Source organism: Nocardioides cavernaquae (assembly GCF_003600895.1).
Taxonomy (GTDB): Bacteria; Actinomycetota; Actinomycetes; order Propionibacteriales; family Nocardioidaceae; genus Nocardioides; species Nocardioides cavernaquae.
The window spans coordinates 2,030,501-2,054,208 of record NZ_QYRP01000002.1 but is presented as its reverse complement, the minus strand read 5'-3'; the positions used below and the strand labels follow the sequence as shown (position 1 = coordinate 2,054,208).

Genomic DNA, 23,708 nt, shown 5'->3' with positions numbered 1-23,708 from the left:
CCTGTCGGGACGCAACCGCGCAGGCACACCGCGCGTATCCCCCTCGACAGCAGCCACGGAACGGGGAAACGCGATGGATGAGCGCGATGGATGAGAAGCAGTTCGACGACTTCTACACCGCGTCGTTCGCCCGGATCACCGGTCAGCTCTACGCGATGATCGGGGACCGCGACGAAGCCCAGGAGTGCGTGCAGGAAGCGTTCGTCCGCGCCTGGACCCATCGCCGCAAGCTCTCCCAGGCGGACCACCCCGAGGCATGGGTCCGCACCACGGCGTACCGGCTCGCGGTCAGCCGCTGGCGGCGTACCCGCCTGAGCCGGAGGCCGGCAGACCGGGCGGTTTCGCCGCCGACGCAGACCGAGGCGTCCGATGAGACGCGCGTCGCCCTGGTGACCGCGTTGCGGCAGCTGCCCGAGGCACAGCGACAGGCGCTCGTCCTCCACCACCTCTGTGACCTTCCCGTCCATGACGTGGCCCGCGAGGTCGGCGTACCCGAGGGGACCGTCAAGGCCCGCCTCTCCCGCGGCCGAGCGGCCCTCGCCGTGCTGCTCTCCCCCGACACCCAGAGCGACCCGGGAGCCCACCATGTCTGAGCGCGACCCGATCCGTGATCTCGAGAACTTCGGCACCGGAGGTGTGCCCGTGACTCCCCTGTCCCCCGCCGAGGTACGCCGCCTCGGCGACCGCCGCCGCACCCGGCGCAATGCCGTCGTGGCCACCGGCGCAGTCGCCGTCGTCGCCGTCATCGCGGCGCCGTTCGCCTTCCTCGGTGGAGGGCCCAACAGGCCCGAGCCGCCGTCGACCACGATCACGCCGACCGTCACCCCCAGCGTCACGGACAGTGCCGAGCCCGCGCCACCGGGCGGCTGGAGGACCACGATCCCGGACGACTTCCCGTTGCTCCACGACCTCCCGGAACGCAATGACCAAGGCGAGGAGACCACGACGACCTCCAGGCTCGTGCTCGAGCCCATGGACTTCTGCGGGACGACACCGTGGAGCTACACGGGCACGGTTGCCCACAAGGGCGTCGACTTCAACGGCCCCGAGGACTACCGCGACCGGGTGATCGCCACCTACAGCGACGCCCGTGCGGCACAGCTCGCTCTCGATGGGGCACGTGACTCAGCCACGGGTTGCGACGAGGAGACGGCCGACGGCACCACCAAGCGCAACACCGTGTGGGGCGCCCAGATCCCGGCGAGCGACGACACCTTCCTGATCACGACTCGCTACCAGATGGCCGGGACGACGGGCTACATGCCCGGGATGACCACGCTCCTGGTCACCCGCGTGGGCAACGCGCTCTTCCTCACCACCGAGAGCAACGAAGGCGGCATGACGGACGAGCAGACGAGCAGCGCCGTCGAGGAGATGGTCGGCTGGTCCGGCACGATGACGGCGGCGATGTGCATCTACGCCAGCGACCCGTGTGGCGGCCCGAGCTCGTCGACGACCGAGATCCCCTCCGACTTCCCGCTCGGCCTCGCCAACCCGCTGGGCTCCGACGGGACGGTGAACGGCACCCCCGCAGGTGAGCGCATGACCCACGCCGACCCGTGCGACAGCAAGGGGATCCTGGTGAGCGAGCCGGTCGACCGGCTCGACTACGACCTGATGGGCCCGGAGTTCCACGAGATGCGCGAGCTCCGGACCTATCCTGACGCCGCGACCGCCCAGGCAGCACTCGACAACCTTGCCGCTGCGGTCGCGGACTGCCCGAACGAGACCCTCACCAACGGCATCGAAGCGACCTGGAGCACCCACGACGTCACCACTGGCTACAGCACCGTGACCGCCTCACGGGCCATCGGCGAGGAGGGCGGCTACACCTGGCAGTACACCCGCGTCGGGCGCGCCCTCGTCGGCATCGTCTGGGCGGGCGAGGGCGGAAGCCCGGAGTCCCTGCGCGACAACGCCCAGTGGATGACCGAGATCACCAAGCAGATCGCACCGAAGATGTGCCTGTTCACCCAGGACGGCTGCTGAAGCGGGACCACTGCGGCACGCGGCGTACCGACAGATGCACGAAGGGCCCCGGCGTGATGCCGGGGCCCTTCGTCACTGCTGTTGCCTGGCTCAGGCGTTCGGCTCGATGCCGAGGCCGATCAGGAGCTCGCGCGCCAGAGCAGCAGTCGCGGACGGCGTCTTGCCGACCTTGACGCCGACGGCCTCGAGGGCCTCCTGCTTGGCGGCAGCGGTGCCCGCGGAGCCCGAGACGATGGCGCCGGCGTGGCCCATGGTCTTGCCCTCCGGAGCGGTGAAGCCAGCCACGTAGCCGACGACCGGCTTGGTGATGTTGGCCTTGATGTAGTCAGCCGCACGCTCTTCGGCGTCGCCACCGATCTCACCGATCATGACGATCAGCTTCGTCTCCGGGTCCTCCTCGAAGGCCTGGAGCGCGTCGATGTGCGTGGTGCCGACGATCGGGTCACCGCCGATGCCGATGGCGGTGGTGAAGCCGAAGTCACGCAGCTCGTACATCATCTGGTAGGTCAGGGTGCCGGACTTCGACACGAGGCCGACCGGACCCTTGCCCGCGATGGTGTGCGGCGTGATGCCGGCCAGCGACTCGCCCGGCGTGATGATGCCGGGGCAGTTCGGGCCGATCATGCGCGTGGACTTGCCCTGCAGGTACGACCAGACCTCGGCCGTGTCCTGCACCGGGACACCCTCGGTGATCACGACGATGAGCGGGATCTCGGCGTCAATCGCCTCGATCGCCGCGTCCTTCGTGAACGCCGGCGGGACGAAGAGCACCGACACGTTGGCGCCGGTCTCCTTCATGGCCTCGGAGACCGAGCCGAAGACCGGGAGCTCCACGTCGGCGCCAGTGGCGTCCTTGTGGGTCACGGTCGTGCCGGCCTTGCGGGCGTTGACGCCGCCCACGATCGTCGCGCCCGAGTCAAGCATGAGGGCCGTGTGCTTGGCACCCATGCCACCCGTGATGCCCTGGACGATGATCTTGCTGTCCTTGTTCAGGTAAATGCTCATGTCTCGTCCCCTCAGGCGTTCGCGAGCTCGGCGGCCTTGTCGGCCGCACCGTCCATGGTGTCCACGAGGGTGACCAGCGGGTGGTTCGCCTCGGCGAGGATCTGGCGGCCCAGGTCCACGTTGTTGCCGTCGAGACGGACGACCAGCGGCTTGGTCGCAGCGTCGCCGAGGAGCTCGAGAGCACCGACGATGCCCTTCGCGACCTCGTCACACGCGGTGATGCCACCGAAGACGTTCACGAAGACCGACTTGACCTGCTCGTCGTTCAGGATGACGTCCAGGCCGTTGGCCATGACCTCAGCGTTGGCGCCACCACCGATGTCCAGGAAGTTGGCCGGGGTCACGCCGCCGTGGTTCTCACCGGCGTACGCGACGACGTCGAGGGTGCTCATCACGAGACCCGCGCCGTTGCCGATGATGCCGACGGAGCCGTCGAGCTTCACGTAGTTGAGGCCGAGCGCCTTGGCCTTCGCCTCGAGCGGGTCAGCCTCTTCGGCGATCTCGAACTGCTCGTGGTCGGGGTGACGGACCTCGGAGGCGTTCTCGTCGAGCGAGACCTTGCCGTCCAGGGCCTCCAGCTTGTCGCCGGCGAGGCGAGCAAGCGGGTTGACCTCGACCAGGGTCGCGTCCTCTTCGACGAAGACCGTGTAGAGCTTCTCGATCATCGTGACGGCCTGCTCGAAGACGGCCTCGGGGAAGCCGGCCTCGGTCGCGATCTCGCGCGCCTTGGCAGCGTCGACGCCCTTGCCCGGGTCGATCGCGATCTTCTTCACGGCGTCGGGGTTGGTCTTCGCGACCTCTTCGATCTCGACACCACCCTCGACGGACGCGATGCAGAGGTACTGGCGGTTCGAGCGGTCCAGCAGGAAGGAGAAGTAGTACTCCTCCTCCGGCGGGGTCGCGGGCGTCACCAGGACGCGGTTGACCGGAAGGTCCTTGATCGTCAGGTTGAGGATGTTCGTCGCGTGCTCGAACGCCTCGTCCGGGGTCTTGGCGAGCTTGACGCCGCCAGCCTTGCCGCGGCCGCCGGCCTTGACCTGCGCCTTGATGACGGTCACGCCGCCGATCTGCTCGGCAGCGGCCTTGGCCTCTTCGGCGGTCTCGACGACAACACCCAGGGTGGTCGCGACGCCGTGCTTGGCGAAGAGTTCCTTCGCCTGGTACTCCATGAGATCCACTGATCCACCCAGTCCTTTTCGATTGACACAGTCCGGGGATTCCTCAGGCACCCTAGACCTGCAGTGGGCCCCGCGACCATGAGGACCTGATCTTGGACGGTCATCCGGGGGTCAACGTGGCCCATCGCACACCGGATCTCACCACCTCACGGGGTGTCGGCCCCGTTTCCAACGACCGGACAGGGCGTACGCCGCGGCGCAGCGAGGCTGCGGCGTACCGGGGCCGACTCGCCTCCGATTCTGGAGAGTGATACTTTCCGTAGTTTCTCCACCGAACAGGTCACATTGATTGGCCGGGGCCTGCGGGGGTCCATTAGAGTCGGGCACGCTGTCTCGTTCCCGACCAGAGGATTTCAATTCATGGCTGACCACCGAGCATCTCGCGGCGCGCGTGACGCAAGCCGAGGGGTCCCCGGAGCAGCGAGCAGCACCGCTGGCAAGCGCAAGGCTGTGAAGCACGCCGCCCCGCGCGGCCCGATCATCAAGGGCCTGCCGTCCGCGCCCGTCATGCTTGGCGTCGCAGCACTCTCGCTGTCCGCCACCGGCGCCGTCAGCGCGGCCGCCGACGAGACCGCAGCCGCCTCCGCGCCCGTGCGCTTCGCCGCGCCGGCCAACGCTCTTTCCGGCTCCACCGACGTCGGCTCGACGCAGCTCGACGACGCCCGCGCCGAGGTCGTCTCGCGTGACTCGCAGCGCGACGCGCTCGAGACCGCCACCTCCGAGAAGCTCCAGGACGCCGCCGAGGAGCAGGCCGAGCAGCGCGCCACCGAGCTCGCCAAGCTGGCCCGCGCCGCGCAGGACCAGGCCAAGGAGATCAAGGCCAACCAGTGGGTCCTCCCGCTCGATGCCGGCACCTACCGCATCTCCGAGGGCTTCGGCGAGGGCTACTCGTGGCGCGGCTACGCCCACACCGGCCTCGACTTCGCTGCTCCGAGCGGCACCCCGATCCACGCCGTCGCCAGCGGCACCATCACGTTCGCCGGCTACGCCGGTGGTTGCGGCAACATGACGATGCAGGTGCTCGACGACGGCACCGAGCTGAAGTACTGCCACCAGAGCTCGATCGCCACCTCGGTGGGCACCCGCGTCACGGCCGGCCAGATCATCGGCTACGTCGGCACCACCGGTCACTCGACCGGCAACCACCTCCACCTCGAGGTCCACCCCGGCGGTGGAGATGGGGTTGACCCCTACGCCGCGCTGGTGGCCAACGGGGTCACCCCGTAACGAGCGAAGCGAGTCGGGCGAACCGCAGGGACGCGGCGTACACCCGAAGTCGCGCCGTGTCGACGCCGAAGTAGCGCCGTGTCGACGCTAGAGCTTCTCGACCGGGGCGTAGCGCAACAGCAGCCGCTTGACGCCTTCGGACCCGAAGTCGATCGACGCGACCGCCTTCTCGGCTGCCCCCTCGACGGCCACGACAGTCCCCAGGCCGAACGAGTCGTGGGTGACCCGGTCGCCCGGAGCCAGTGACGGGATCGCGCGGGCCTTCTTGGCCTTGGCAGCGGCATCGATGCGGAGGGCCGCCGAGCCGAAGTTGCGTCGGCCCGCAGCAGTCGGAGTCGCGAAGCCCGACCCGAACGACTCTCCCCCGGAGCCCCACGACGTCGAGCTGTCGTCGTACGACGAGCGGCGCCAGGTGGTCTGCGAGCCCTCGGTGCGCCGCCAGTCGACGAGGTCGACCGGGAGCTCGTCGATGAAGCGCGAGGCAGGGTTGTGCGACGGTGCGCCCCAGGCCGAGCGCATGACGGCGCGGGAGAGGTAGAGGCGCTCGCGGGCGCGGGTGACGCCGACGTAGGCGAGCCGGCGCTCCTCCTCGAGCTCGGGCAGGTCGCCCAGCGCGCGCATGTGCGGGAAGACGCCGTCCTCCATGCCGGTCAGGAAGACGACCGGGAACTCCAGGCCCTTGGCGGTGTGGAGCGTCATCAGCGTGACGACGCCCTTCTCCTCCGCCTCCGGCGACTCGGGGATCTGGTCGGAGTCAGCGACCAGGGCGACCCGCTCGAGGAAGTCGGACAACCCCGGGGTCACCGTGCCGGCGTCGACGTCGGCCGGGTCGGCGGACGGGCCGGCCTGGGGGTCGTCGCTGAACTCACGCGCGACAGCGACGAGCTCGGCGAGGTTCTCGACGCGGGTCTCGTCCTGCGGGTCGTCGGAGCTCTCCAGCTCGGCGAGCAGGCCGGACCGGGTCAGCACCGACTCCAGGATGACGTCGGCCCGCTCCCCCGCGGCCACCATCGACTGCAGCTCCTGGACCATGTCCGTGAACAGCTTGATCGCGTTGAGCGACCGGGTCGCGATGCCCGCAGCCTCGGATGCGTTGAGCAGTGCCTCCCAGAAGGTGATGCGCTCCCGCTCGGCGTACGCCGCGACGCAGGCCTCGGCGCGGTCGCCGATGCCGCGCTTGGGGGTGTTGAGCACGCGGCGCAGCGAGATCTCGTCGGCCGGGTTGGCCAGCATGCGCAGGTAGGCCAGCGCGTCGCGGACCTCCTTGCGCTCGTAGAACCGCACCCCGCCGACGACCTTGTAGGGCATGCCGTGGCGGATGAAGATCTCCTCGAACACGCGGCTCTGGGCGTTGGTCCGGTAGAAGACCGCGACGTCTCCCGGCCGCGAGCCACCGTCGGTGAGCGTGTCGATCTCCCGCGAGATGAACCGCGCCTCGTCGTGCTCGTCGTCTGCGACGTAGCCGACGATCTTGGCCCCGTCGCCGGCCTGCGACCACAACCGCTTCGGCTTGCGGCCCTTGTTGTTGCTGATCACCGAGTTGGCGGCGTTGAGGATGGTCTGGGTCGAGCGGTAGTTCTGCTCGAGCAGGATCGAGCTGGCGTTGGGGAAGTCCTGCTCGAAGTCCATGATGTTGCGGATGTTGGCGCCACGGAACGCATAGATCGACTGGTCGGCGTCACCGACGACCATCAGCTCGGCCGGCGGCACACGCTCGCCACCGCTCGTGTCCTCTTCCATGGAGTCAGCACAGAGCTGGTGGATGAACGCGTACTGCGCGTGGTTGGTGTCCTGGTACTCGTCGACCAGCACATGGCGGAAGCGGCGACGGTAGACCTCGCGCACCTCCGGGAACGCCTGGAACAGGTGCACCGTGGTCATGATCAGGTCATCGAAGTCGAGGGCATTGGCCTCGCGCAGCCGCCGCTGGTAGTTGACGTACGCCGCGGCGTAGGACTGCTCGAAGCCGTTGGCCGCGTCCTTCGCCGCCTCGTCGGGGTCCTTGAGCTCGTTCTTCTGGTTGGAGACCCAGTTGAGGACCGCGCGCGGCTGGAACTTCTTCGGGTCGAGGTCGAGGTCGTTGCAGACCAGCTGCATCAGTCTCTTGGAGTCGCTCGCGTCGTAGATCGAGAAGTTGCTCTTGAAGCCGAGCTTGTCGGCCTCCTTGCGCAGGATCCGCACGCACGCGGAGTGGAAGGTGCTGACCCACATCACCCGCGCGCGCTTGCCGATCAGGTCCTCGACGCGCTCCTTCATCTCGGCCGCGGCCTTGTTGGTGAAGGTGATCGCGAGGATGCTCCCCGGATGGGCTCGCCGCTCCTGGACCAGCCACGCGATGCGCCGGGTCAGCACACGGGTCTTGCCCGAGCCGGCGCCCGCCACGACCAGCAGCGGGGCACCCGCGTGCACGACAGCGGCGCGCTGCGGCGCGTTGAGGCCCTCGAGCAGGGCCTCCGCCGTCAGGGCCCTGGCGCGCGAATCGGTCGCAGGGGCGGGCTGGAGGTGCTCAAGGCCGGGGATCGGAAAAGGGGTGCTCATGCTGACGCCAACCCTACGTCCCGCGACCGACACTCGGCCCCACCCGCCGAGAGGTCAGGTTTGGTCCGCCGAACCGTCAAGACTGGCGCCGCGAACCGTCAGGCGTGGTGTGCCGAGGTCCAGAGGACCGCGACGGCGACGTTGGCAACAGTGAGACCGACGGCCACCCAGTAGAGGACGTCGGTGAGGCCCTTCTTGCTGCGCGCCTCGAGCAGACCGACCACGGCGAAGCCGATCACGAGCTTCACCGCCACCTTGGTGTGGTCGACGTCAGCGTCGCCACCCTCGAGCACACCGACCAGCAGCAGGCCGGCGAGGAATGCGATGCGCGCGCCCCAGAGCGTCGACTGGTGGACCGCCTTCTGCGTGGCCTTCGCCTGACCGAGCAGCCCGCCGAGCAGGGCCGCGAACGCGACGAGGTGGACGACGAGGAGCAGCTGACGCAGGAGATCCATGGCCACAGCGTAAATGGGTCAGAGCAGGCGGCGGTCGTTGGCCCAGCGAGTCAGCTCGTGCCGGGAGGAGAGCTGCAGCTTCCGCAGCACCGCCGACATGTGGGTCTCGACGGTCTTCACCGAGATGAAGAGCTCCTTCGCGACCTCCTTGTAGGAGTAGCCCCGGGCGATGAGCCGCATGACCTCGCGCTCGCGCTCGGTCAGCCGGTCGAGGTCCTCGTCCACGGCGGCGATGTCGGCGGACAGCCCAGCCCCCGCAAAGGCATCGAGCACGAAACCCGCCAGCCGCGGCGAGAAGACCGCGTCGCCCTCGGCCACGCGCCCGATCGCGCTGACCAGCTCGGGACCGGTGATCGTCTTGGTGACGTATCCGCGGGCACCCGCACGGATCGTGCCGATCACGTCCTCGGCCGCGTCGGAGACCGACAGCGCGAGGAAGCGCGGTCCGGACGGACCGGTGCGCCGCATGACCTCGGCACCACCGCCGCCGGGCAGGTGCACGTCCAGGAGTACGACGTCGGGCCGGTGTGCCACGACGGCAGCCACCGCGGAGTCGACGTCTGCCGCCTCGCCCACGATCTCCACACCTGCGGCCCTCGCGGGTTCGGACGACAGCTCCGCCCGCACACCTCCGCGGAACATCGCGTGGTCATCGACGATCAGGACGCGCGTCATGACTTTCCTTCTTCCAAGGGCATGCGGAGCACGATCTCGGTGCCCTCGCCTGGTGTGGACGTCACCACGGCAGCGCCGCCGTGGCGCACCATGCGGTCGACGATGCTGCCGCGCACTCCCTGGCGGTCGCCCGCGACACCTGCGGGGTCGAAACCGACACCGCGGTCCTTCACGTAGACCGACAGGACGCCGCCGGCCACCTCGGCGTACACGTCGACGCGAGTGGCGCCCGAGTGGCGCGCGGCGTTGACCACCGCTTCGCGGGTGGCGAGGACGATGGGGTGGGCGCGCTCGGTGAGGGTCAGCTCACCGACGGTGACCACCTCGACGGCGATGGCGTGCTCGGCCTCGACGTCCGCCGCGATCTCGGCGAGCGCGGCGGACAGGGTGCCGGCCACGACGTCGCCCTCGAAGAGCCAGGTGCGCAGGTCACGCTCCTGTGCACGAGCCAGCCGGGAGACCTGCGCCGGGTCAGCGGCGTTCTTCTGGATCAGGGCGAGGGTCTGCAGCACGGAGTCGTGCAGGTGAGCCGCCACGTCGGCGCGCTCCTCGGTGCGGACCCGCTTCTCGCGCTCGTCGGAGAGGTCAGTGGCGAGCCGGATCACCCAGGGTCCGAGGGTCAGCAGCAACCCGACGAGCCCGAGCAGCGTGGCAATGAGTACGTCGCGCGCGACCTGCAGCTGCCCGCTCCGCAGCGCGAAGAGAACCAACGCGGTCAGCACGAGCGCAGCGCCACTGAGCAGGCGGGCCCAGGCGGCCCAGCCGCCGTTGCCGATCAGGGCACGCACCGGGTCGACGCGGCCACCGGAGTCGCGCCAGCGCTCGCGCTGCGCCTCGTCGGCCTGACGCCAGATCAGGGCGACACCAGTGAGCCCCAGAGCGAGGACCCAGAACACCGTGCCGCGTCCGATGACGGACTCCAGCAGGAGCAGCGCGCCGAACCCGAGCGCCGCGAGCGCGATGGCCGGACCGACGTCCGCGAGCCGCCTGCCCGTGCCGGGCCGGCGTCCTCCGCGCGATGCTGCCGCGAGGCCCGGGGCAAGGTCCGGGTCGCGCGTTGCGGCGGGGAGCGCGAGCCACAACGCGCCGTACATGACGATGCCGAGGCCGCCCAGGGCACCGGAGGCGACGAACGCGACCCGGATCCAGAGCACGGGGAGCGCCAGGTGCTCGGCCAGGCCGGCCGCGACCCCACCGAGGTAGCCGGCAGCCGTGTCGCGGGCAGCTCGCCGCGGCACGTAGGCAGGTCCGGAGGGTGCGTGTTCGGTCATCGTGCGGCCATCGTGGCACGCGCGGGCGCACGCACACATCGGGACAGGCCCCGAGTCGACCCTGACCTGATGCCCCACCCCGCAGACAGCACCCCGGGGGACGCTCAGGGCTCTCCCCGATGGTTGTGGGGCGGTGGCTCCGACAGGCTGGAGCCATGGACGAGAACCAGAACGCAGACCCCACCGGGTCGAACCCGGACCAGCCCGGTCAACCGGAGCACTCGGCGACCCCGGGCGGCCCCCGTGTCGACAGCAGCGACATGCGCGACCTCGGTCGCCTGCGCCGCTCCACGACCGACCGCCACGTTGCCGGTGTCGCCGGCGGCATCGCGCGCCACTTCGACATCGACCCGCTGATCGTACGGATCGCCTTCGTCGTGCTCACCTTCTTCGGCGGCGCCGGCCTGATCCTGTACGGCGCGTGCTGGCTGTTCGTCCCGGAGGACGACGAGTCGAGTGCACCCTTCGACCTGGAGCCGCGCACCCGCGGGTTCGTGCTGATCATCGCCGGAGTCATCGCCGCGCTCTCGGTGATCGGCGACTCCTTCGACAGCGGCCCGGGCGTCTGGGGCTTCTTCCCCGCCATCGTCATCGCGGCGATCGCCTGGGTCGTGCTGACCCGGCGCAACCGCCGCCGCGGCCTGCACTACCGCCCGGACCAGGACATGAACAACCCGTACGCCGCGCCCTACGGAACGTCCGGCCAGGGCGTCGGCGCCCAGCTGGCCGCCGATGCGAAGGCGGATCCGGCCAAGTACAAGGACATGGGTGCGTGGCAGGTGGTCGGTGACCCCGCGAAGGGCTACCGCTGGCAGCGTGACCCGCGCAAGCGTGGGCCGAAGCTGTTCTGGATCGCGATCCCACTGATCGCGCTCGCCCTCGGCACGCTCGGTGTGGTTGACCTGGCTGGCGCCGGCGTCATCGACGCGGCGTACCCGGCCCTGGCGCTCGCCATCATCGCCGTGCTGCTGCTCCTCGGTTCCTTCTGGGGCCGCGCCGGCGGGCTGATCCTCCTGGGCCTGCTGCTCGTGCCGATCACTGCCGCCACCACTGCGGCCGGCGAGATCGAGACCGACACGCTGACCTACAAGCCGCTCACCTACGCGGAGATCCCCGAGTTCGGCTACCGCCTCGGTGCCGGCGAGATGGTGATCGACCTGACCGCCATGGATCCGAAGGAGCTCGACGGCCGACGTCTCGAGGTCAACATGGACTTCGGTCGCATGGAGATCATCGTGCCCGACGACGTCGACGTGGAGGCGACGTCCTGGATCCACGGGCCGGGCGGCTACGAGCTGTTCGAGATCGAGGGGGGCGGCATCGGCACCGAGCAGACCGCCAGCCACGACGGCGGACTTGAGGCGCCGACCTTCACCGTCGACGCAGAGAACGGGTTCGGCGAGATCGTCGTACAGACCGCCAGCGAAGCACACGACGTGAACGACGAGAGGGATGAGGACTGATGAACGAGCAGGCACCCACCAGCGGGACCACCGGCGACACGGGCGACACCGCCGTCATCCCTCCCCTGCCCGAGGAGGCCCGCGAGGCCACCCCGACCGGCGGTCGGCACCCGATCAACGTCGGCCACCTGGTCATGGGCCTCGCCTTCACCGGCCTGCTCGTGATCTGGGCGCTGGTGGTCAGTGACACCGTTCCGAACGACGACATCCGCTGGCTCCTGCCGGTGCCCTGGCTGCTCGGCGGCGGCATCGGCCTGGTCGCGGTCCTGGTGTCGCAGTCACGCAACCAGCGCAAGGGCCGCTGAGCGCCAGCCGGCAGGTGGGCCGGTCGGGCCCGCAGACAGGGTGAAGACTGTTCGTCAGCAGATGACGAACAGTCTTCACCCTGTTGCGTTCGCTGCTCTTGCGCCGGCCTTTTCTCAGGAGACGCGCAGGCTCTTGAGGTGCTGGACCCGGGCAGCGAGCACCAGATCCGGGTGGTCGGTGATCAACCCGTCCACCCCGGCCGCGAGGAACATCCGTGCCTCGGCGATGAGGTTGCCGTGGTGGCCCGGGCGGTCGTCGGAGCGCAGCTCCTGCGGCAGGAACCTGTTCTCCGCACGCAGGGTCCAGACATGGACCGTCAGCAGGCGCTGGTGGGCATCAGCGACCAGCGAGCTCACCTCCGCCGTGTGGCCGGAAGCATCGCGCGGGAGCACCAGGTGCTTGTGGACACCGATGCCGTCGGCGTACTCCTCGATCGCGGCGAGTCCTGCCGGCGTACACATGTCGGGGTACTTCGTCGGGTCACCGGCAGCGACCAGGTCGGCCGGGCGGCCCTTCTTCTCGATCAGCTGGAGGATGCTGACCTCGGTGCGTGCCGCGAGCTGCTTGAGCACGGTCGGCTCGAAGGACATCACCGTGACGCGCGAACGCGGGTGGTCGAGCCCGTGCTGCTGCAGCGCGCCGACGAGCGGAGCGACGAGCGAGAGCCCCCGCTGCTCGAAGTATGCCGCGTGCTTGAGCTCGAGCATCACGCCGACGGTGCGTCGGGCCCGGCGTGACTCCAGCGCGACCAGCGTCAGCACCTCGTCGAGGCTCGGCACCGGCAGCCGGTCGTGGAAGTCGGTGTTCGTCTTGCGGATCTTGCGGAAGCGCTCACGGGCGGTCAGCGTGCGCAGCTCGGCGAAGGTGAAGTCCTCGACGAACCAGTCGGTGTGCTCGGAGCCGTCGACCACCTTCGTCGTACGACGGTCCGCGAACTCCGGACGCTCGGCCACGTCCGTGGTGTCGAAGAGCGTTGCGTCGTGACGGGCGACGAGCACGCCGTCCGCGGTGATCACGAGGTCGAGCTCGATGTCGTCGGCACCCATGCGGATGGCGAGCCGGTAGGACTCGAGCGTGTGCTCGGGCCGTTCACCGCTCGCGCCGCGGTGCCCCACGACCGCAGGAGTGGGGATGAGACTCTGCCCGAGGCCAGGAACCGTGCGGGTTTCGATGGTGCTCACGCACCTTTGATCCCATGCCCACACAAACCCCCGGTGACGCCGAGGTGTCAGGTTTGGCCCGCCGAGACGTCAGTTCTGGTTGGACGAAACGTCACGCATGGCTCGCCGAGACGTCAGTGCGCGACCGGGCAGCCGGTCCGCACCGGCATCGCGTCGACGCCGAACACGAGCGAGCTCTCGCGGTAGACCGGAGCGCCGGCCGCCTGCAACGTCGGGAAGCGCCGCGCCAGTGCCGGGAACGCGATCTGGAGCTCGAGCCGCGCCAGCTCACCGCCCACGCAGCGATGCAGTCCATGTCCGAACGCCAGGTGCGAGGTGGGCTCACGGGTCGGGTCGAACTGGTCGCGGCCGTCGGTGTTGGCACCCGGGATCGACACGAGTACGACGTCGCCCTTGCGCACCTGCTGGCCGCCGACCACGAGGTCCTTGCGCGCGAACCGCGGAAAGGCCACCTGGACGACCGCGAGGTGGCGCAGGAGCTCCTCCACGATCGGCTCGGGGTCGGCGCCCGCGGCCAGCGAGGCCCAGACCTCCGGGTGGTCGAGCAGGACCCCGGTGCCCAGCGCCAACATCGACGCGCTGGTCTCCATGCCGCCCGTGAAGACGCCGTCGGCCAGCCCGCCGAGGTCGTGGTCGGAGATCTCGTCACCGTGCTCGGTGACGATCCGGCCGATCAGGCCCGGGCCGGGGGTGATGCGTTGGCGAGCCGTTGCGGCCATGAGGAACTCACGAGAGCCGGAGATCGCCCCGAAGGCGCCCATGCCGCCACCGGACACGTCGAACCGGGCACTGCCGAGGGTGCGGAAGGTGGCGCGGTCATCGATCGGCAGGCCGAGCAGCTCGCAGATCACCAGGAACGGCACGTCGAAGGCGAAGGTCGAGGAGAAGTCCACGGGCTTCCCCGCACGCCCGCGCTCCTCCAGCAGGTCGAGCTGGTCCTCGACGATCTGCTCGATGCGCGGGCGCATGGACTCGAGCTTGCGCCGGGTGAACTCGGGAGTGACCAGCTTGCGCAGCTCGGTGTGCTCCGGCGGGTCGGTGAAGCCGAGCCCCCCGATGTCGCCGCCCTTGGCGCCGCGTGCGCCGACGTACGGCCTGATGTCCGTGCTGTACGCCGCGGTCTCCATGAGGACGTCGCGGGCGATGTCGTAGCCGGTCACCAGCCAGACGTCCATGCCCAGGATGGAGGCCATCCGGGAGATCGGAGGCGCCTCGCGCAGCTTCGGCGATGCCTCGACACCGTCGCGCTCGAGCGGCCAGCGCCACGACTCGGGGATGCGGTCGAGACGCGACAGGTCGATGCCGCCGCGCCGACTGGCCGCCCTGAAGGCAGCCGTGCGCACCTTGCGGACGACGAATCGCGCGGGCCCCATGCTGATCACCCCATCACTGTGCCGAATGGTTGGTGACAACATCGTTCATTTCGGCAGATGTCGGGGGAAGAATCCAGACAAACCCTGACGATCGACCGGGACATCCCCCGGCTGCTCACGGGGGCGCCGTGCCCGCGACGTACTGGAAGAAGCCGTGCGTCTCCTGGCTCACCTCGCCGAATCCGGCTGCCTCGAGCCGCTCGGTCACCTCGTGGGGGCCGAAGACCCGGAGTCCCGCGGGTCCGACCGCGCGCTGCGCCAGGCGGCGCACTGCGTCCGGCGCCACGCTGGTCATGACCGCGACACGACCCTCGGGACGCACGACCCGGATCATCTCCGCGACTGCCCGGAACGGGTCCGGGATCAGGTAGAGCGCGCCATAGCAGGCGACCGCGTCGAAGCTGCCGTCCGCGAACGGCAGCAGGTGCGCGCTCCCCTGCACGTAGTGCGCGCCGGTCCCAGCGTTGTCGACCAGCGCGCGGGTCAGCATCGGGCGTGACAGGTCGATGCCGACGGCCAGTCCGGGGGCGCCGACCGCGGAGGCGTAGTCACCGGTGAAGTTGCCCGGACCGCAGGCGATGTCGAGCACCCGGTCGCCGGGTTCGAGGCGGAGCGCAGTGACCGCCTTCTCCCGCTCGTGGAGGAAGTGCGGGACGTCGAACGCCATCGCCGAGAGGAACCACGCAGGCCGCCAGACCCGCTGGTAGACGGGTGCGAGCAGCCGGTGTTCCATCGCCCGCTGGGCAAGACTCATGTCGTCACCCTAGGATGGGGCCACCCAGGAGGGGAGTATTCCTTCGTGGTGGTGTCGTCAATACGGACGCGAGTCCCGGTGCCACTGGCCTTTTCAAGGCGGAAGAGACCTCCGGAGACCTGTCCGGTCGACCCCTGATGTCGGTTGCTGCACACGCAGCCTGTCCTCGTACGTCGACTCCGCGCACCACTCCGGAAGAGAGAAACCTTTCGTGGATGCACTCCTCGGCGACTCCGTCGCCTCCCCCACCGTCTGGCTCGTCACGCTGCTCGTGACCGTCGGCATCCTGCTCATCGATGTCGTCGTCATCGGCCGCAAGCCGCATGAGCCGTCGATGAAGGAGGTGACCCGCCACCTGATCTTCTTCATCGGTCTGGCGGTCGCCTTCGGCCTCGGCCTGGCGATCTTCGCCGAGCCGCACGAGCTCTCCCCCAGTCCCGCTGCCGAGTTCTTCGCCGGCTGGCTGACGGAGTACTCGTTGTCGGTCGACAACCTGTTCATCTTCATCATCATCATGGCCAGCTTCGGCGTCCCGCGGCAGTACCAGCAGAAGGCGCTGCTCATCGGCATCGTGCTGGCGCTGATCTTCCGCGGCATCTTCATCGTGGTCGGCGCGGCTGCGATCAACCAGTACAGCTGGGTCTTCTACCTCTTCGGCGCGTTCCTCATCTACACCGCGATCAAGCTCGCGAAGCAGGGCGCGGAGGACGAGGACGAGTACGAAGAGAACAAGCTCGTGAAGTTCGCCGAGAACCACCTCCCGGCGACCAAGGAGTGGCACGGCACGAAGATGACCGTCGTCGAGGGTGGCAAGCGACTGATCACCCCGATGTTCCTGGTGATCCTCACGCTCGGCACGACCGACCTGCTCTTCGCTCTCGACTCGATCCCGGCGATCTACGGCCTGACCAAGGACCCCTACCTGGTCTTCACCGCCAACATCTTCGCCCTGATGGGTCTGCGCCAGCTCTACTTCATGATCGGCGGCCTGCTGGAGCGCCTGATCTACCTGTCCTACGGCCTGGCGTTCCTGCTCGGCTTCATCGGTGTGAAGCTCGTCCTGCATGCACTGCACGAGAACCAGCTCGGCTTCATCAACGGTGGCCACCACGTCGAGTGGGCCCCGGACATCCCGATCTGGGTGTCGCTCTCGGTCATCCTCGGCACCCTGCTGGTGACCACGGTCGCCTCGCTGGTCGGCTCCGCGCGCATCGACGCCGCCAAGCGCGACGAGATGACCGGACCCCGCCGCGACTGGGACGACGACTGATCCACCGATAGTCCCCCCAACACCAGGACCCCTATCCGCTACGGATAGGGGTCCTGTCGTTGGGGACCATCGGGGGCAGGTCAGCCGTTGATCAGCGCGCGTCCCTCGTCGGAGAGGTAGAAGCTGGCCAGCCGGCGCCGGATCAGCTCCTCGAGGAGACCCGTCTCGAGCATCGCCTCGATCACGGGCGGAGCGAACCGCAGCGCCTCCTCGACCAGGTCGGCCGCACCGAGCCCGAACTCCTCGAGGAGCTTGTCCAGCGTGAAGTCGCGGTAGGTGTCGAAGAAGACGTCGACGCCCGCCTCGACGAGTGCCGGCAGGTAGTCGGAGGTCCGCAGGTCCAGCCACGCCTGGTACGCCGCGACGAAGAGGTCGACGAGCTGGTCGTCCGTGACCGCATCCATGAAGACCCGGACCGGGCTCGTCGCGAGGGTGTCCCAGATCTCGAGGGCGGCCTGGCGGAACTCGTCATCGGTGACGGCCACGGCCGCATTGTCGGAGAGGTAGCCGAGCAGCATCCGCGCGGCCCGTTCGGAGAACTCCCTGCTGCGCTGGTCGACACCTTCGACTACGGGCGAGACCAGCCCGTCCACCGCCTCACCGACGCGAGCGACACCGGGCGCACGCGAGGCCTGGCCCGCCACCATGCCGGCAAGTGCGGACCCCGCGGTGGCACCCGGCACACGGGAGATCCACCGGCGCCCCGAACCAATGGCTCCGGTCGCGACACCACGCACCAGGCCCCCGACGCCGGCCTGCAGGCTGGAGCTGTCCGCGATGCCGCGCAGGATGCCGATCCGGACGGACCGCATCTCGGCGATGACGCTGACGAGCTCCTCGATCCGGGGGCGGCTGACCAACGTCCCCAGCGCAACGTCGTTCGCGGGGCTGTGGCGGACCAGGGTGGCGATGTCCGTCGCGATCTCGGGAATCGCACCCGGCAGCCGGAACGTCGCGACGTACTTGACCGCGACGGCCTTCACCTGGTCGCGGTGCATGACCTGGTCGAGGGTCAGCGTCGCTGCCGCTGCCAGCGCGTAGTCCACCTCGCTCGCGACCAGCGCGGTGAAGTTGTCCCCCTGCAGCTGGCGCAGCTCATGGGCGACGTGGGCATCGAGAAGCTGCTCGGCACGATCCATGGATCCAGTCTCCACGATCCGGCGCGGCTGAACCCCCACCGGGCAGGTGGGTTCGCTCACGCCCTGCTCACGCCCTGCTCTCGTCGCGCCCGGTGCGCTCGGCAACCTGGGCGTCCAGCCAGTCGGCGATCTCCCAGGTGTCGCCCTTGAGGCATGGGGTGGCGTAGAAGCCAGCGCCGGCCAGGGCGCCACCGATCCCCGTCACCACCCGGAGCACGCTGCCGAGCGACTGCTGGTAGCCGACGAAGAACTCCGGGGTCGTGTGGACGACAGGATTGGAGAGCAACCTGTTCGGCGCGAAGTGCGTGACGCCGCGGATCTGGCCCCACGGGATGTCCAGGCGACGCCAGCGAGCCATGTGCACGCCCAGCGTGTCGACGTACAGGCGCGGGCTGCCGGACGTGAGCTGGTCCAGGTGCATGACGACCGCGAGCGGCGTCCACACGATGAGGCCGATACCACCCAGGACCGCCATGCCGATGGCCCCGTCGACAACGGCCGCGACGAAGATCCCGAGCGTCAGGAACCAGACGCCGAAGACCAGCAGGAGGATCTTGAGGGTCCTCCAGAACGACAGCCGGAACACCACCCGGCCTTCGCGAGCGAGCTGCTCGCTCCAGGCCTGAGGGCCACTCACTCCCACTCAATCGTGCCCGGGGGCTTGGAGGTGATGTCGACGGTGACGCGGTTGATCTCCGCGACCTCGTTGGTGATGCGGGTGGAGATCTTCTCCAGCACCTCGTAGGGCAGGCGCGCCCAGTCGGCCGTCATGGCGTCCTCGGAGGTGACGGGGCGCAGCACGACCGGGTGACCGTAGGTCCGGCCGTCGCCCTGTACGCCGACGGAGCGGACGTCGGCGAGCAGCACGACCGGCATCTGCCAGATCGACCGGTCGAGACCGGCCTTGGTCATCTCCTCGCGGGCGATCGCGTCGGCCTCGCGCAGGATGTCGAGGCGCTCGCGGGTGACCTCACCGATGATCCGGATGCCCAGGCCAGGGCCCGGGAACGGCTGGCGCCAGACGATCTCGGCAGGCAGGCCGAGCTGCTCGCCGACCAGGCGGACCTCGTCCTTGAAGAGAGTGCGCAGCGGCTCGACCAGCTCGAACTCGAGGTCCTCCGGGAGGCCGCCGACGTTGTGGTGGGACTTGATCGTCGAGGTGCCGGCACCGTGGCCGGACTCGACGACGTCCGGGTAGAGCGTGCCCTGGACGAGGAAGCCGACCTTGGAGCCCTCAGGGGCACTCTTGATGACCTCGACCTCGGCGCCCTCGAAGGAGCGGATGAACTCGCGGCCGATGATCTTGCGCTTGGCCTCCGGCTCGGAGGTGCCGGCGAGCGCGTCGAGGAACTGCTTCTCGGCGTCGACGACGATCAGGCGAGCGCCGGTGGCGGCGACGAAGTCGCGCTCGACCTGCTCGCTCTCGCCCTTGCGCATCAGGCCGTGGTCGACGTAGACGCAGGTGAGGCGGTCGCCGATCGCCTTCTGCACGATCGCAGCCGCGACGGCGGAGTCGACGCCACCGGAGAGGCCGCAGATCGCGCGTCCCTCGGGGCCGACCTGCTCGCGGATGCGGGCGATCTGCTCCTCGGCGATGTTGCCGATGGTCCAGGACTGGTCACAACCGGCGATGTTCCACAGGAAGTGCTCGAGCACCTTCTGGCCGTGCTCCGAGTGCAGCACCTCGGGGTGCCACTGGACGCCGGCGAATCCGCGGGCCACGTCCTCGAACGCCGCGACCGGGGTGACCTCGGTCGACGCGAGGACGGTGAAGCCGGCGGGCGCAGCGACCACCTGGTCGCCGTGCGACATCCACACGTTGTGCGCGACGGGCATGTCGGCCAGCAGCGTGCCGGACTCGATCACCGTCACCGGCGTGCGGCCGTACTCGCGCAGACCGGTCGCGGCAACCTCGCCGCCGAGCGCCTGCGCCATGGTCTGGAAGCCGTAGCACATGCCGAAGACCGGAACCTCGCCGCTGAACAGGTCCGCGGAGATGGTGGGGGCGCCGTCCTCGTAGACCGAGGACGGACCGCCGGACAGGATGATCGCCTTCGGCTTCATCGCCATCATCTCGGCGACCGGCAGCGTGTGGGGCACGATCTCGGAGTAGACCCGGGCCTCGCGGACGCGGCGGGCGATGAGCTGGGCGTACTGCGCCCCGAAATCAACAACGAGGACGAGGTCGTGATCGTGCTGCTCCGACACTGGAAGCCTTTCAGCAGGGCGTTACGGCGGAGCCGCAGTCTACCGAGGAAAAGCATCAGGGCCCGACCGGGGAGGGAGGGTGGTCGGGCCCTGATCGTCCACGCTTCTGTTGGACAGCGCCTGGACATGGGGCCCGACCTGGGAGGGAGCATGACTGTCGGACCCACAGGGTGCAACGACAGCCTCAGGACGGAGTTACGGCGCGTCCCCGAGCATTTCCGGGACGCGCCGTAACCCTGTGGTTCAGCGGTGGATCAGCCTCAGCTGATGCCGACGATCGGCAGCCGCAGGGCGCCCGGAGCAGCATCCGGGACGACCGGGTTCTTCGGGGCGACCGGCTGGATCTTGGAGTACGTCGTGCCCATCGCCGGGCGGGTGTCGGCCTCGCCCTTGTTTGGCCAGTACGACGCAGCGCGCTCGGCCTGGGCGGTGATGGTCAGCGACGGGTTCACGCCGAGGTTTGCCGAGATGGTCGAGCCATCCATGATGTGCAGGCCCTCGTAGCCCCACACGCGGTGGAACGGGTCGACGACGCCGCTCGCGGGCGAGTCACCGATCGTGCAGCCCCCGATGAAGTGGGCCGTCAACGGCATGTTGAACGGCTCGCCGATCGTGCCGCCGGGGAAGCCGTTGATGTTCTCGGCGAGCTGCCGCACTGCCTCGTTGGCGACCGGGATCCACGACGGGTTCTCGCCACCGTGGCCCTGCTTCGAGGTCAGGTAGGAGCGACCGAACTTCGTCTTCATCGACGTGGTGATCGAGTTGTCGAGTGTCTGCATGACCAGCAGGATCACCGTGCGCTCGGACCAGTGCTTCACGTCGTACAGGTTGACGAGGTTGCGGGTCTGGCGACCCATCTCGCCGACCCAGCGCTTCAGGCGGCCGTCGCCACCGTCGGTGAGGACGGTCTGCATGAGCGACATGGCGTTGGAGCCCTTGCCGTAGCGCACCGGCTCGATGTGGGTGACCTCGTCGGGGTGCCACGACGAGGTGATCGCGACGCCGTCGGTGTAGTCCTTGCCTGCACCCTTGGGCGAGATCGCGCCGAGGATCGACTCCGAGTTGGTGCGCGTGAGCACACCCAGGCGGTCGGAGATGCGCGGCAGCGAGCCCTCGTTCTTCAGCTGGTGCAGCAGCTTCTGGGTGCCCAGCGCTGCTGCAGCGAAGACCACGTGGTCGGCCGTGAAGGTCTTGACCGCGGTCTTCTTCGACAGCTTGGCCTTGGTCCAGCGGGCAGTGACCGTGTAGCCGCCGCCGACCTTGGGCCGGACGTCGGTCACCGTCGTCAGGGGGTGCACCTTCGCGCCGGCCTGCTCGGCCAGGTAGAGGTAGTTCTTGACCAGGGTGTTCTTGGCGTTGTGACGGCAGCCGGTCATGCACTCGCCGCAGTTGCGGCAGGTGGTGCGCGACGGGCCGACTCCACCGAAGTACGGGTCGTCGTGCTCCTCGCCGCCGGAGCGGCCGTCAGGCCCCCCGAAGAAGACGCCGACCGGAGTCGGGTGGTACGTGTCGCCCTTGCCCATCTGGTCGGCGAGCTTGATCATCTCCTCGTCAGAGGCGGTGACGACCGGGTTGGTGACGACGCCGAGCATGCGCTTGGCCTGGTCGTAGTAGGGCGCGAGCTCGGACTTCCAGTCCGTGATGTGCGCCCACGACTTGTCCTTGTAGAACGGGTCGAGCGGTTCGTAGAGCGTGTTGGCGTAGACGAGCGAGCCGCCACCCACGCCGGCACCGGCAAGGATCAGGCAGTCCTTGACCATGTCGATGCGCTGGATCCCGTAGGCACCGATCGCAGGGTTGAAGAGGAACTTCTTCAGGTCCCACGAGTTCTTCGCGAAGTCCTCGTCACGGAAGCGTGCTCCGGCCTCGAGGACACCGACCTTGTAGCCCTTCTCCGTCAGACGAAGAGCCGTGACCGATCCACCGAAGCCCGAGCCGATGACGAGGACGTCGTAGTGGGCGTCGCTCATGCCTTGCCGATGCCCTTCATGAGCTTGGCGGTGATGGCCATGCCCTTGGCGAACAGCTCGTTGCTGACGAAGCCCGGGGCGGTGATCGGGTAGACCCGCTGCGTGCCGACCGACTGCACCTCGGTGTAGCGGTGGATGCCCTCGGCGCCCTGGCGACGGCCGACACCCGACTCGCGCATGCCGCCCATGGGGGCGTCCAGGCTGGCGAACGTCGCGGCGTAGGCCTCGTTGACGTTGACCGTGCCAGCCTTGATCTCGCGGGCGATGGCCCGGCCGCGCTTCGCGTCGCGGGTCCAGATCGACGCGTTGAGGCCGTAGTTGCCCTCGTTGGCCTTGGCGATCGCCTCGGTCTCGTCGTGGAAGCGGTAGAGCGAGATCAGCGGGCCGAACGTCTCCTTGCCGCAGACGTCCATGTCTTCGGTGACGCCCTCGAGGATCGTCGGCTCGAAGAAGTACGGCGCGATGTCGGGGCGGTGCTTGCCACCGGTCAGGACGGTGGCGCCCTTGGCGACCGCGTCGGCGACGTGGGCCTGGACGGTGTCGAGCTGGTCCTGCGAGATGAGCGAGCCCATGTCGATGGCCCAGTCCTGGCCGGCGCCCAGCGTCATCGCCTCGGTGCGGGCGACGAAGCGGCCCACGAAGCGGTCGTAGACCTCGTCGGCGACGAGCATGCGCTCGGTCGAGACACAGAGCTGGCCGGCGTTGGAGAAGGTCGCGCGGACCGCGCCTTCGGCGGCACGCTCGATGTTGGCGTCCTTGAGGACGAGGATCGGGTTCTTGCCACCGAGCTCGAGCGAGCAGCTGATCAGGCGCTCGGCACAACCGGCGGCGACGCGCTTGCCGGTCGCGGTGGAGCCGGTGAAGCACACGTAGTTGGCGCGCTCGATGATCGCGGTGCCGACCTTGGAGCCGGGGCCAGCGACCGGGATCCACAGGTCCTCGGGGAAGCCGGCCTCGCGGAGCAGCTTCACGCCGATGAGCGAGGTGAGCATGGTCTGGCTGTCAGCCTTGGCGACCACCGCGTTGCCCGCGGCGAGCGCCGGGAGACCGTCGGACATGGCCATCGTGAAGGGGTAGTTCCACGGCGAGATGATGCCGACGACGCCCTTGGGGACGCGGTTCACGTCGATGCGGGTCGCGCCGGGCACGACACCCGGACGGCGCTCGGTGTCGAGGTGGCGGTGGATCGTGCGCGCGTAGTAACGGGCGGTCAGCGCGACGTGGTAGACCTCCATGTAGGCGTCACGGCGGGCCTTGGCCGACTCCCAGACCGCGATGTCCATGATCTCGTCGCGGTGCTCGAGGACCAGGTCGTGGAAGCGCAGCAGCACCTCGGCGCGGTGGTCGAGCGACGTGCGGGCCCAGGCCTCCTGGGCCTTGCGGGCGCGGACGAATGCCTCCTCGACGTCCTCGATGGAGGACTGCGGGATGGCGCCCAGAGGCTGGCCGTTGATGGGCGAGAGGCCCTGAGCGACGGTGCCGCTCGTGGAGAGGATCTGCGAGGTCAGCTCGGCGACGTACTCCGGCTCGAGTGCGTACGACGCAGCGGGGTTGTGCTCCGGGTCGTGGGGACCTTCAACGAGACCGGGCTCAGGGTTCTGTGCGCTCATGGATCGAGGCTAGGCCAACTGGTCAGTAACCGGTAGGACTCCATAATGAAATGAGACTGTTTACACACCCGGTTGCGCTGTACACCGCCTTCTGCC

Annotated in this window: 20 protein-coding genes; 6 read left to right on the top strand and 14 right to left on the bottom strand. The window is 69.0% G+C overall.

The features are described 5' to 3' along the window. Positions 1 to 86: 86 nt before the first annotated feature. Positions 87 to 593: an RNA polymerase sigma factor gene (locus D4739_RS10000; protein WP_120060483.1), complete on the top strand. Its 507-nt coding sequence runs from the start codon at positions 87 to 89 to the stop codon at positions 591 to 593. After that, entirely contained in the window at positions 586 to 1,989 is a 1,404-nt protein-coding gene (locus D4739_RS09995; protein WP_120060482.1) for a sensor domain-containing protein, read from the top strand. The genes D4739_RS10000 and D4739_RS09995 overlap by 8 nt, the downstream gene beginning before the upstream one ends. Before the next feature lie 90 nt (positions 1,990 to 2,079). Here D4739_RS09995 and sucD read toward each other — a convergent pair whose 3' ends face one another. Beyond that, on the bottom strand, positions 2,080 to 2,994 hold the full coding sequence (sucD, locus tag D4739_RS09990; RefSeq protein ID WP_120060481.1) for a succinate--CoA ligase subunit alpha: 915 nt from the start codon (positions 2,992 to 2,994) through the stop codon (positions 2,080 to 2,082). 11 nt (positions 2,995 to 3,005) lie between these two features. Continuing rightward, positions 3,006 to 4,172 carry an ADP-forming succinate--CoA ligase subunit beta gene (gene sucC, locus D4739_RS09985; protein ID WP_120060480.1) on the bottom strand — a complete coding sequence of 389 codons (1,167 nt, stop codon included), beginning with the start codon at positions 4,170 to 4,172 and terminating at the stop codon, positions 3,006 to 3,008. A 360-nt stretch (positions 4,173 to 4,532) separates the two neighbouring features. Between sucC and D4739_RS17045 the strand changes: the two genes are divergently transcribed. Beyond that, positions 4,533 to 5,399 carry a M23 family metallopeptidase gene (locus tag D4739_RS17045; RefSeq protein WP_220699268.1) on the top strand — a complete coding sequence of 289 codons (867 nt, stop codon included), beginning with the start codon at positions 4,533 to 4,535 and terminating at the stop codon, positions 5,397 to 5,399. 87 nt (positions 5,400 to 5,486) lie between these two features. Here D4739_RS17045 and pcrA read toward each other — a convergent pair whose 3' ends face one another. From pcrA to D4739_RS09960, 4 genes are all read right to left on the bottom strand, one after another. Then, positions 5,487 to 7,937, bottom strand: a complete 2,451-nt coding sequence (gene pcrA, locus D4739_RS09975) for a DNA helicase PcrA (RefSeq protein ID WP_120060479.1) — start codon at positions 7,935 to 7,937, stop codon at positions 5,487 to 5,489. Between the two features lie 98 nt (positions 7,938 to 8,035). Next, positions 8,036 to 8,392, bottom strand: coding sequence for a hypothetical protein (locus D4739_RS09970; RefSeq protein WP_120060478.1), 357 nt, complete (start codon positions 8,390 to 8,392; stop codon positions 8,036 to 8,038). Positions 8,393 to 8,410: 18 nt separating this feature from the next. After that, positions 8,411 to 9,067 (bottom strand): LuxR C-terminal-related transcriptional regulator, encoded by a 657-nt coding sequence (locus D4739_RS09965; RefSeq protein ID WP_120060477.1) that lies wholly within the window; start codon positions 9,065 to 9,067, stop codon positions 8,411 to 8,413. Further along, complete coding sequence (locus D4739_RS09960; protein ID WP_120060476.1) at positions 9,064 to 10,338, bottom strand: ATP-binding protein; 1,275 nt, start codon at positions 10,336 to 10,338, stop codon at positions 9,064 to 9,066. The genes D4739_RS09965 and D4739_RS09960 overlap by 4 nt, the downstream gene beginning before the upstream one ends. Positions 10,339 to 10,493: 155 nt before the next feature. Here D4739_RS09960 and D4739_RS09955 point away from each other — a divergent pair, with 155 nt between their 5' ends. Together D4739_RS09955 and D4739_RS09950 are read left to right on the top strand one after the other, a co-directional pair. After that, on the top strand, positions 10,494 to 11,801 hold the full coding sequence (locus D4739_RS09955; RefSeq protein ID WP_182920368.1) for a PspC domain-containing protein: 1,308 nt from the start codon (positions 10,494 to 10,496) through the stop codon (positions 11,799 to 11,801). Continuing rightward, complete coding sequence (locus D4739_RS09950; protein WP_120060474.1) at positions 11,801 to 12,106, top strand: hypothetical protein; 306 nt, start codon at positions 11,801 to 11,803, stop codon at positions 12,104 to 12,106. The genes D4739_RS09955 and D4739_RS09950 overlap by 1 nt, the downstream gene beginning before the upstream one ends. Before the next feature lie 114 nt (positions 12,107 to 12,220). Here the strand turns inward: D4739_RS09950 and D4739_RS09945 are convergent, their stop codons facing one another. The 3 genes from D4739_RS09945 to D4739_RS09935 all read right to left on the bottom strand — a co-directional run bounded on the left by D4739_RS09945 (position 12,221) and on the right by D4739_RS09935 (position 15,415). Then, the gene (locus tag D4739_RS09945; RefSeq protein ID WP_182920367.1) at positions 12,221 to 13,288 is read right to left on the bottom strand and encodes a glycerophosphodiester phosphodiesterase family protein; all 1,068 of its coding nucleotides are present in this window, start codon (positions 13,286 to 13,288) and stop codon (positions 12,221 to 12,223) included. A gap of 113 nt (positions 13,289 to 13,401) precedes the next feature. After that, entirely contained in the window at positions 13,402 to 14,661 is a 1,260-nt protein-coding gene (locus D4739_RS09940; RefSeq protein ID WP_120061841.1) for a cytochrome P450, read from the bottom strand. Positions 14,662 to 14,776: 115 nt separating this feature from the next. Continuing rightward, positions 14,777 to 15,415, bottom strand: coding sequence for a class I SAM-dependent methyltransferase (locus tag D4739_RS09935; protein WP_120060472.1), 639 nt, complete (start codon positions 15,413 to 15,415; stop codon positions 14,777 to 14,779). A 211-nt stretch (positions 15,416 to 15,626) separates the two neighbouring features. On the opposite strand from D4739_RS09935, the gene D4739_RS09930 reads away from it, so the two are divergent. After that, the gene (locus tag D4739_RS09930) at positions 15,627 to 16,685 is read left to right on the top strand and encodes a TerC family protein (RefSeq protein WP_120060471.1); all 1,059 of its coding nucleotides are present in this window, start codon (positions 15,627 to 15,629) and stop codon (positions 16,683 to 16,685) included. Positions 16,686 to 16,765: 80 nt separating this feature from the next. Here the strand turns inward: D4739_RS09930 and D4739_RS09925 are convergent, their stop codons facing one another. From D4739_RS09925 to D4739_RS09905, 5 genes are all read right to left on the bottom strand, one after another. Continuing rightward, positions 16,766 to 17,824, bottom strand: a complete 1,059-nt coding sequence (locus D4739_RS09925) for a hypothetical protein (protein ID WP_120060470.1) — start codon at positions 17,822 to 17,824, stop codon at positions 16,766 to 16,768. A gap of 67 nt (positions 17,825 to 17,891) precedes the next feature. After that, the gene (locus D4739_RS09920; protein WP_120060469.1) at positions 17,892 to 18,461 is read right to left on the bottom strand and encodes a hypothetical protein; all 570 of its coding nucleotides are present in this window, start codon (positions 18,459 to 18,461) and stop codon (positions 17,892 to 17,894) included. Continuing rightward, on the bottom strand, positions 18,458 to 20,032 hold the full coding sequence (gene guaA / locus D4739_RS09915) for a glutamine-hydrolyzing GMP synthase (protein ID WP_120060468.1): 1,575 nt from the start codon (positions 20,030 to 20,032) through the stop codon (positions 18,458 to 18,460). Before guaA ends, D4739_RS09920 begins: the two co-directional genes overlap by 4 nt. 260 nt (positions 20,033 to 20,292) lie before the next feature. After that, positions 20,293 to 22,002: a GMC oxidoreductase gene (locus D4739_RS09910; protein ID WP_120060467.1), complete on the bottom strand. Its 1,710-nt coding sequence runs from the start codon at positions 22,000 to 22,002 to the stop codon at positions 20,293 to 20,295. Continuing rightward, positions 21,999 to 23,612 (bottom strand): succinic semialdehyde dehydrogenase, encoded by a 1,614-nt coding sequence (locus D4739_RS09905; protein WP_120060466.1) that lies wholly within the window; start codon positions 23,610 to 23,612, stop codon positions 21,999 to 22,001. Before D4739_RS09905 ends, D4739_RS09910 begins: the two co-directional genes overlap by 4 nt. Positions 23,613 to 23,708 lie beyond the last annotated feature (96 nt).

What these genes read in the sequence shown, in the direction of transcription:
- D4739_RS09910 (WP_120060467.1), bottom strand. Translation starts at nt 22,002, where the DNA reads ATGAGCGACGCCCACTACGACGTCCTCGTCATCGGCTCGGGCTTCGGT.
- D4739_RS09955 (WP_182920368.1), top strand. Translation starts at nt 10,494, where the DNA reads ATGGACGAGAACCAGAACGCAGACCCCACCGGGTCGAACCCGGACCAG.
- D4739_RS09935 (WP_120060472.1), bottom strand. Translation starts at nt 15,415, where the DNA reads ATGAGTCTTGCCCAGCGGGCGATGGAACACCGGCTGCTCGCACCCGTC.
- D4739_RS17045 (WP_220699268.1), top strand. Translation starts at nt 4,533, where the DNA reads ATGGCTGACCACCGAGCATCTCGCGGCGCGCGTGACGCAAGCCGAGGG.
- D4739_RS09950 (WP_120060474.1), top strand. Translation starts at nt 11,801, where the DNA reads ATGAACGAGCAGGCACCCACCAGCGGGACCACCGGCGACACGGGCGAC.
- D4739_RS09925 (WP_120060470.1), bottom strand. Translation starts at nt 17,824, where the DNA reads ATGGATCGTGCCGAGCAGCTTCTCGATGCCCACGTCGCCCATGAGCTG.
- D4739_RS09970 (WP_120060478.1), bottom strand. Translation starts at nt 8,392, where the DNA reads ATGGATCTCCTGCGTCAGCTGCTCCTCGTCGTCCACCTCGTCGCGTTC.
- sucD (WP_120060481.1), bottom strand. Translation starts at nt 2,994, where the DNA reads ATGAGCATTTACCTGAACAAGGACAGCAAGATCATCGTCCAGGGCATC.
- D4739_RS09965 (WP_120060477.1), bottom strand. Translation starts at nt 9,067, where the DNA reads ATGACGCGCGTCCTGATCGTCGATGACCACGCGATGTTCCGCGGAGGT.
- D4739_RS09995 (WP_120060482.1), top strand. Translation starts at nt 586, where the DNA reads ATGTCTGAGCGCGACCCGATCCGTGATCTCGAGAACTTCGGCACCGGA.
- pcrA (WP_120060479.1), bottom strand. Translation starts at nt 7,937, where the DNA reads ATGAGCACCCCTTTTCCGATCCCCGGCCTTGAGCACCTCCAGCCCGCC.
- D4739_RS10000 (WP_120060483.1), top strand. Translation starts at nt 87, where the DNA reads ATGGATGAGAAGCAGTTCGACGACTTCTACACCGCGTCGTTCGCCCGG.
- D4739_RS09960 (WP_120060476.1), bottom strand. Translation starts at nt 10,338, where the DNA reads ATGACCGAACACGCACCCTCCGGACCTGCCTACGTGCCGCGGCGAGCT.
- D4739_RS09940 (WP_120061841.1), bottom strand. Translation starts at nt 14,661, where the DNA reads ATGGGGCCCGCGCGATTCGTCGTCCGCAAGGTGCGCACGGCTGCCTTC.
- D4739_RS09905 (WP_120060466.1), bottom strand. Translation starts at nt 23,612, where the DNA reads ATGAGCGCACAGAACCCTGAGCCCGGTCTCGTTGAAGGTCCCCACGAC.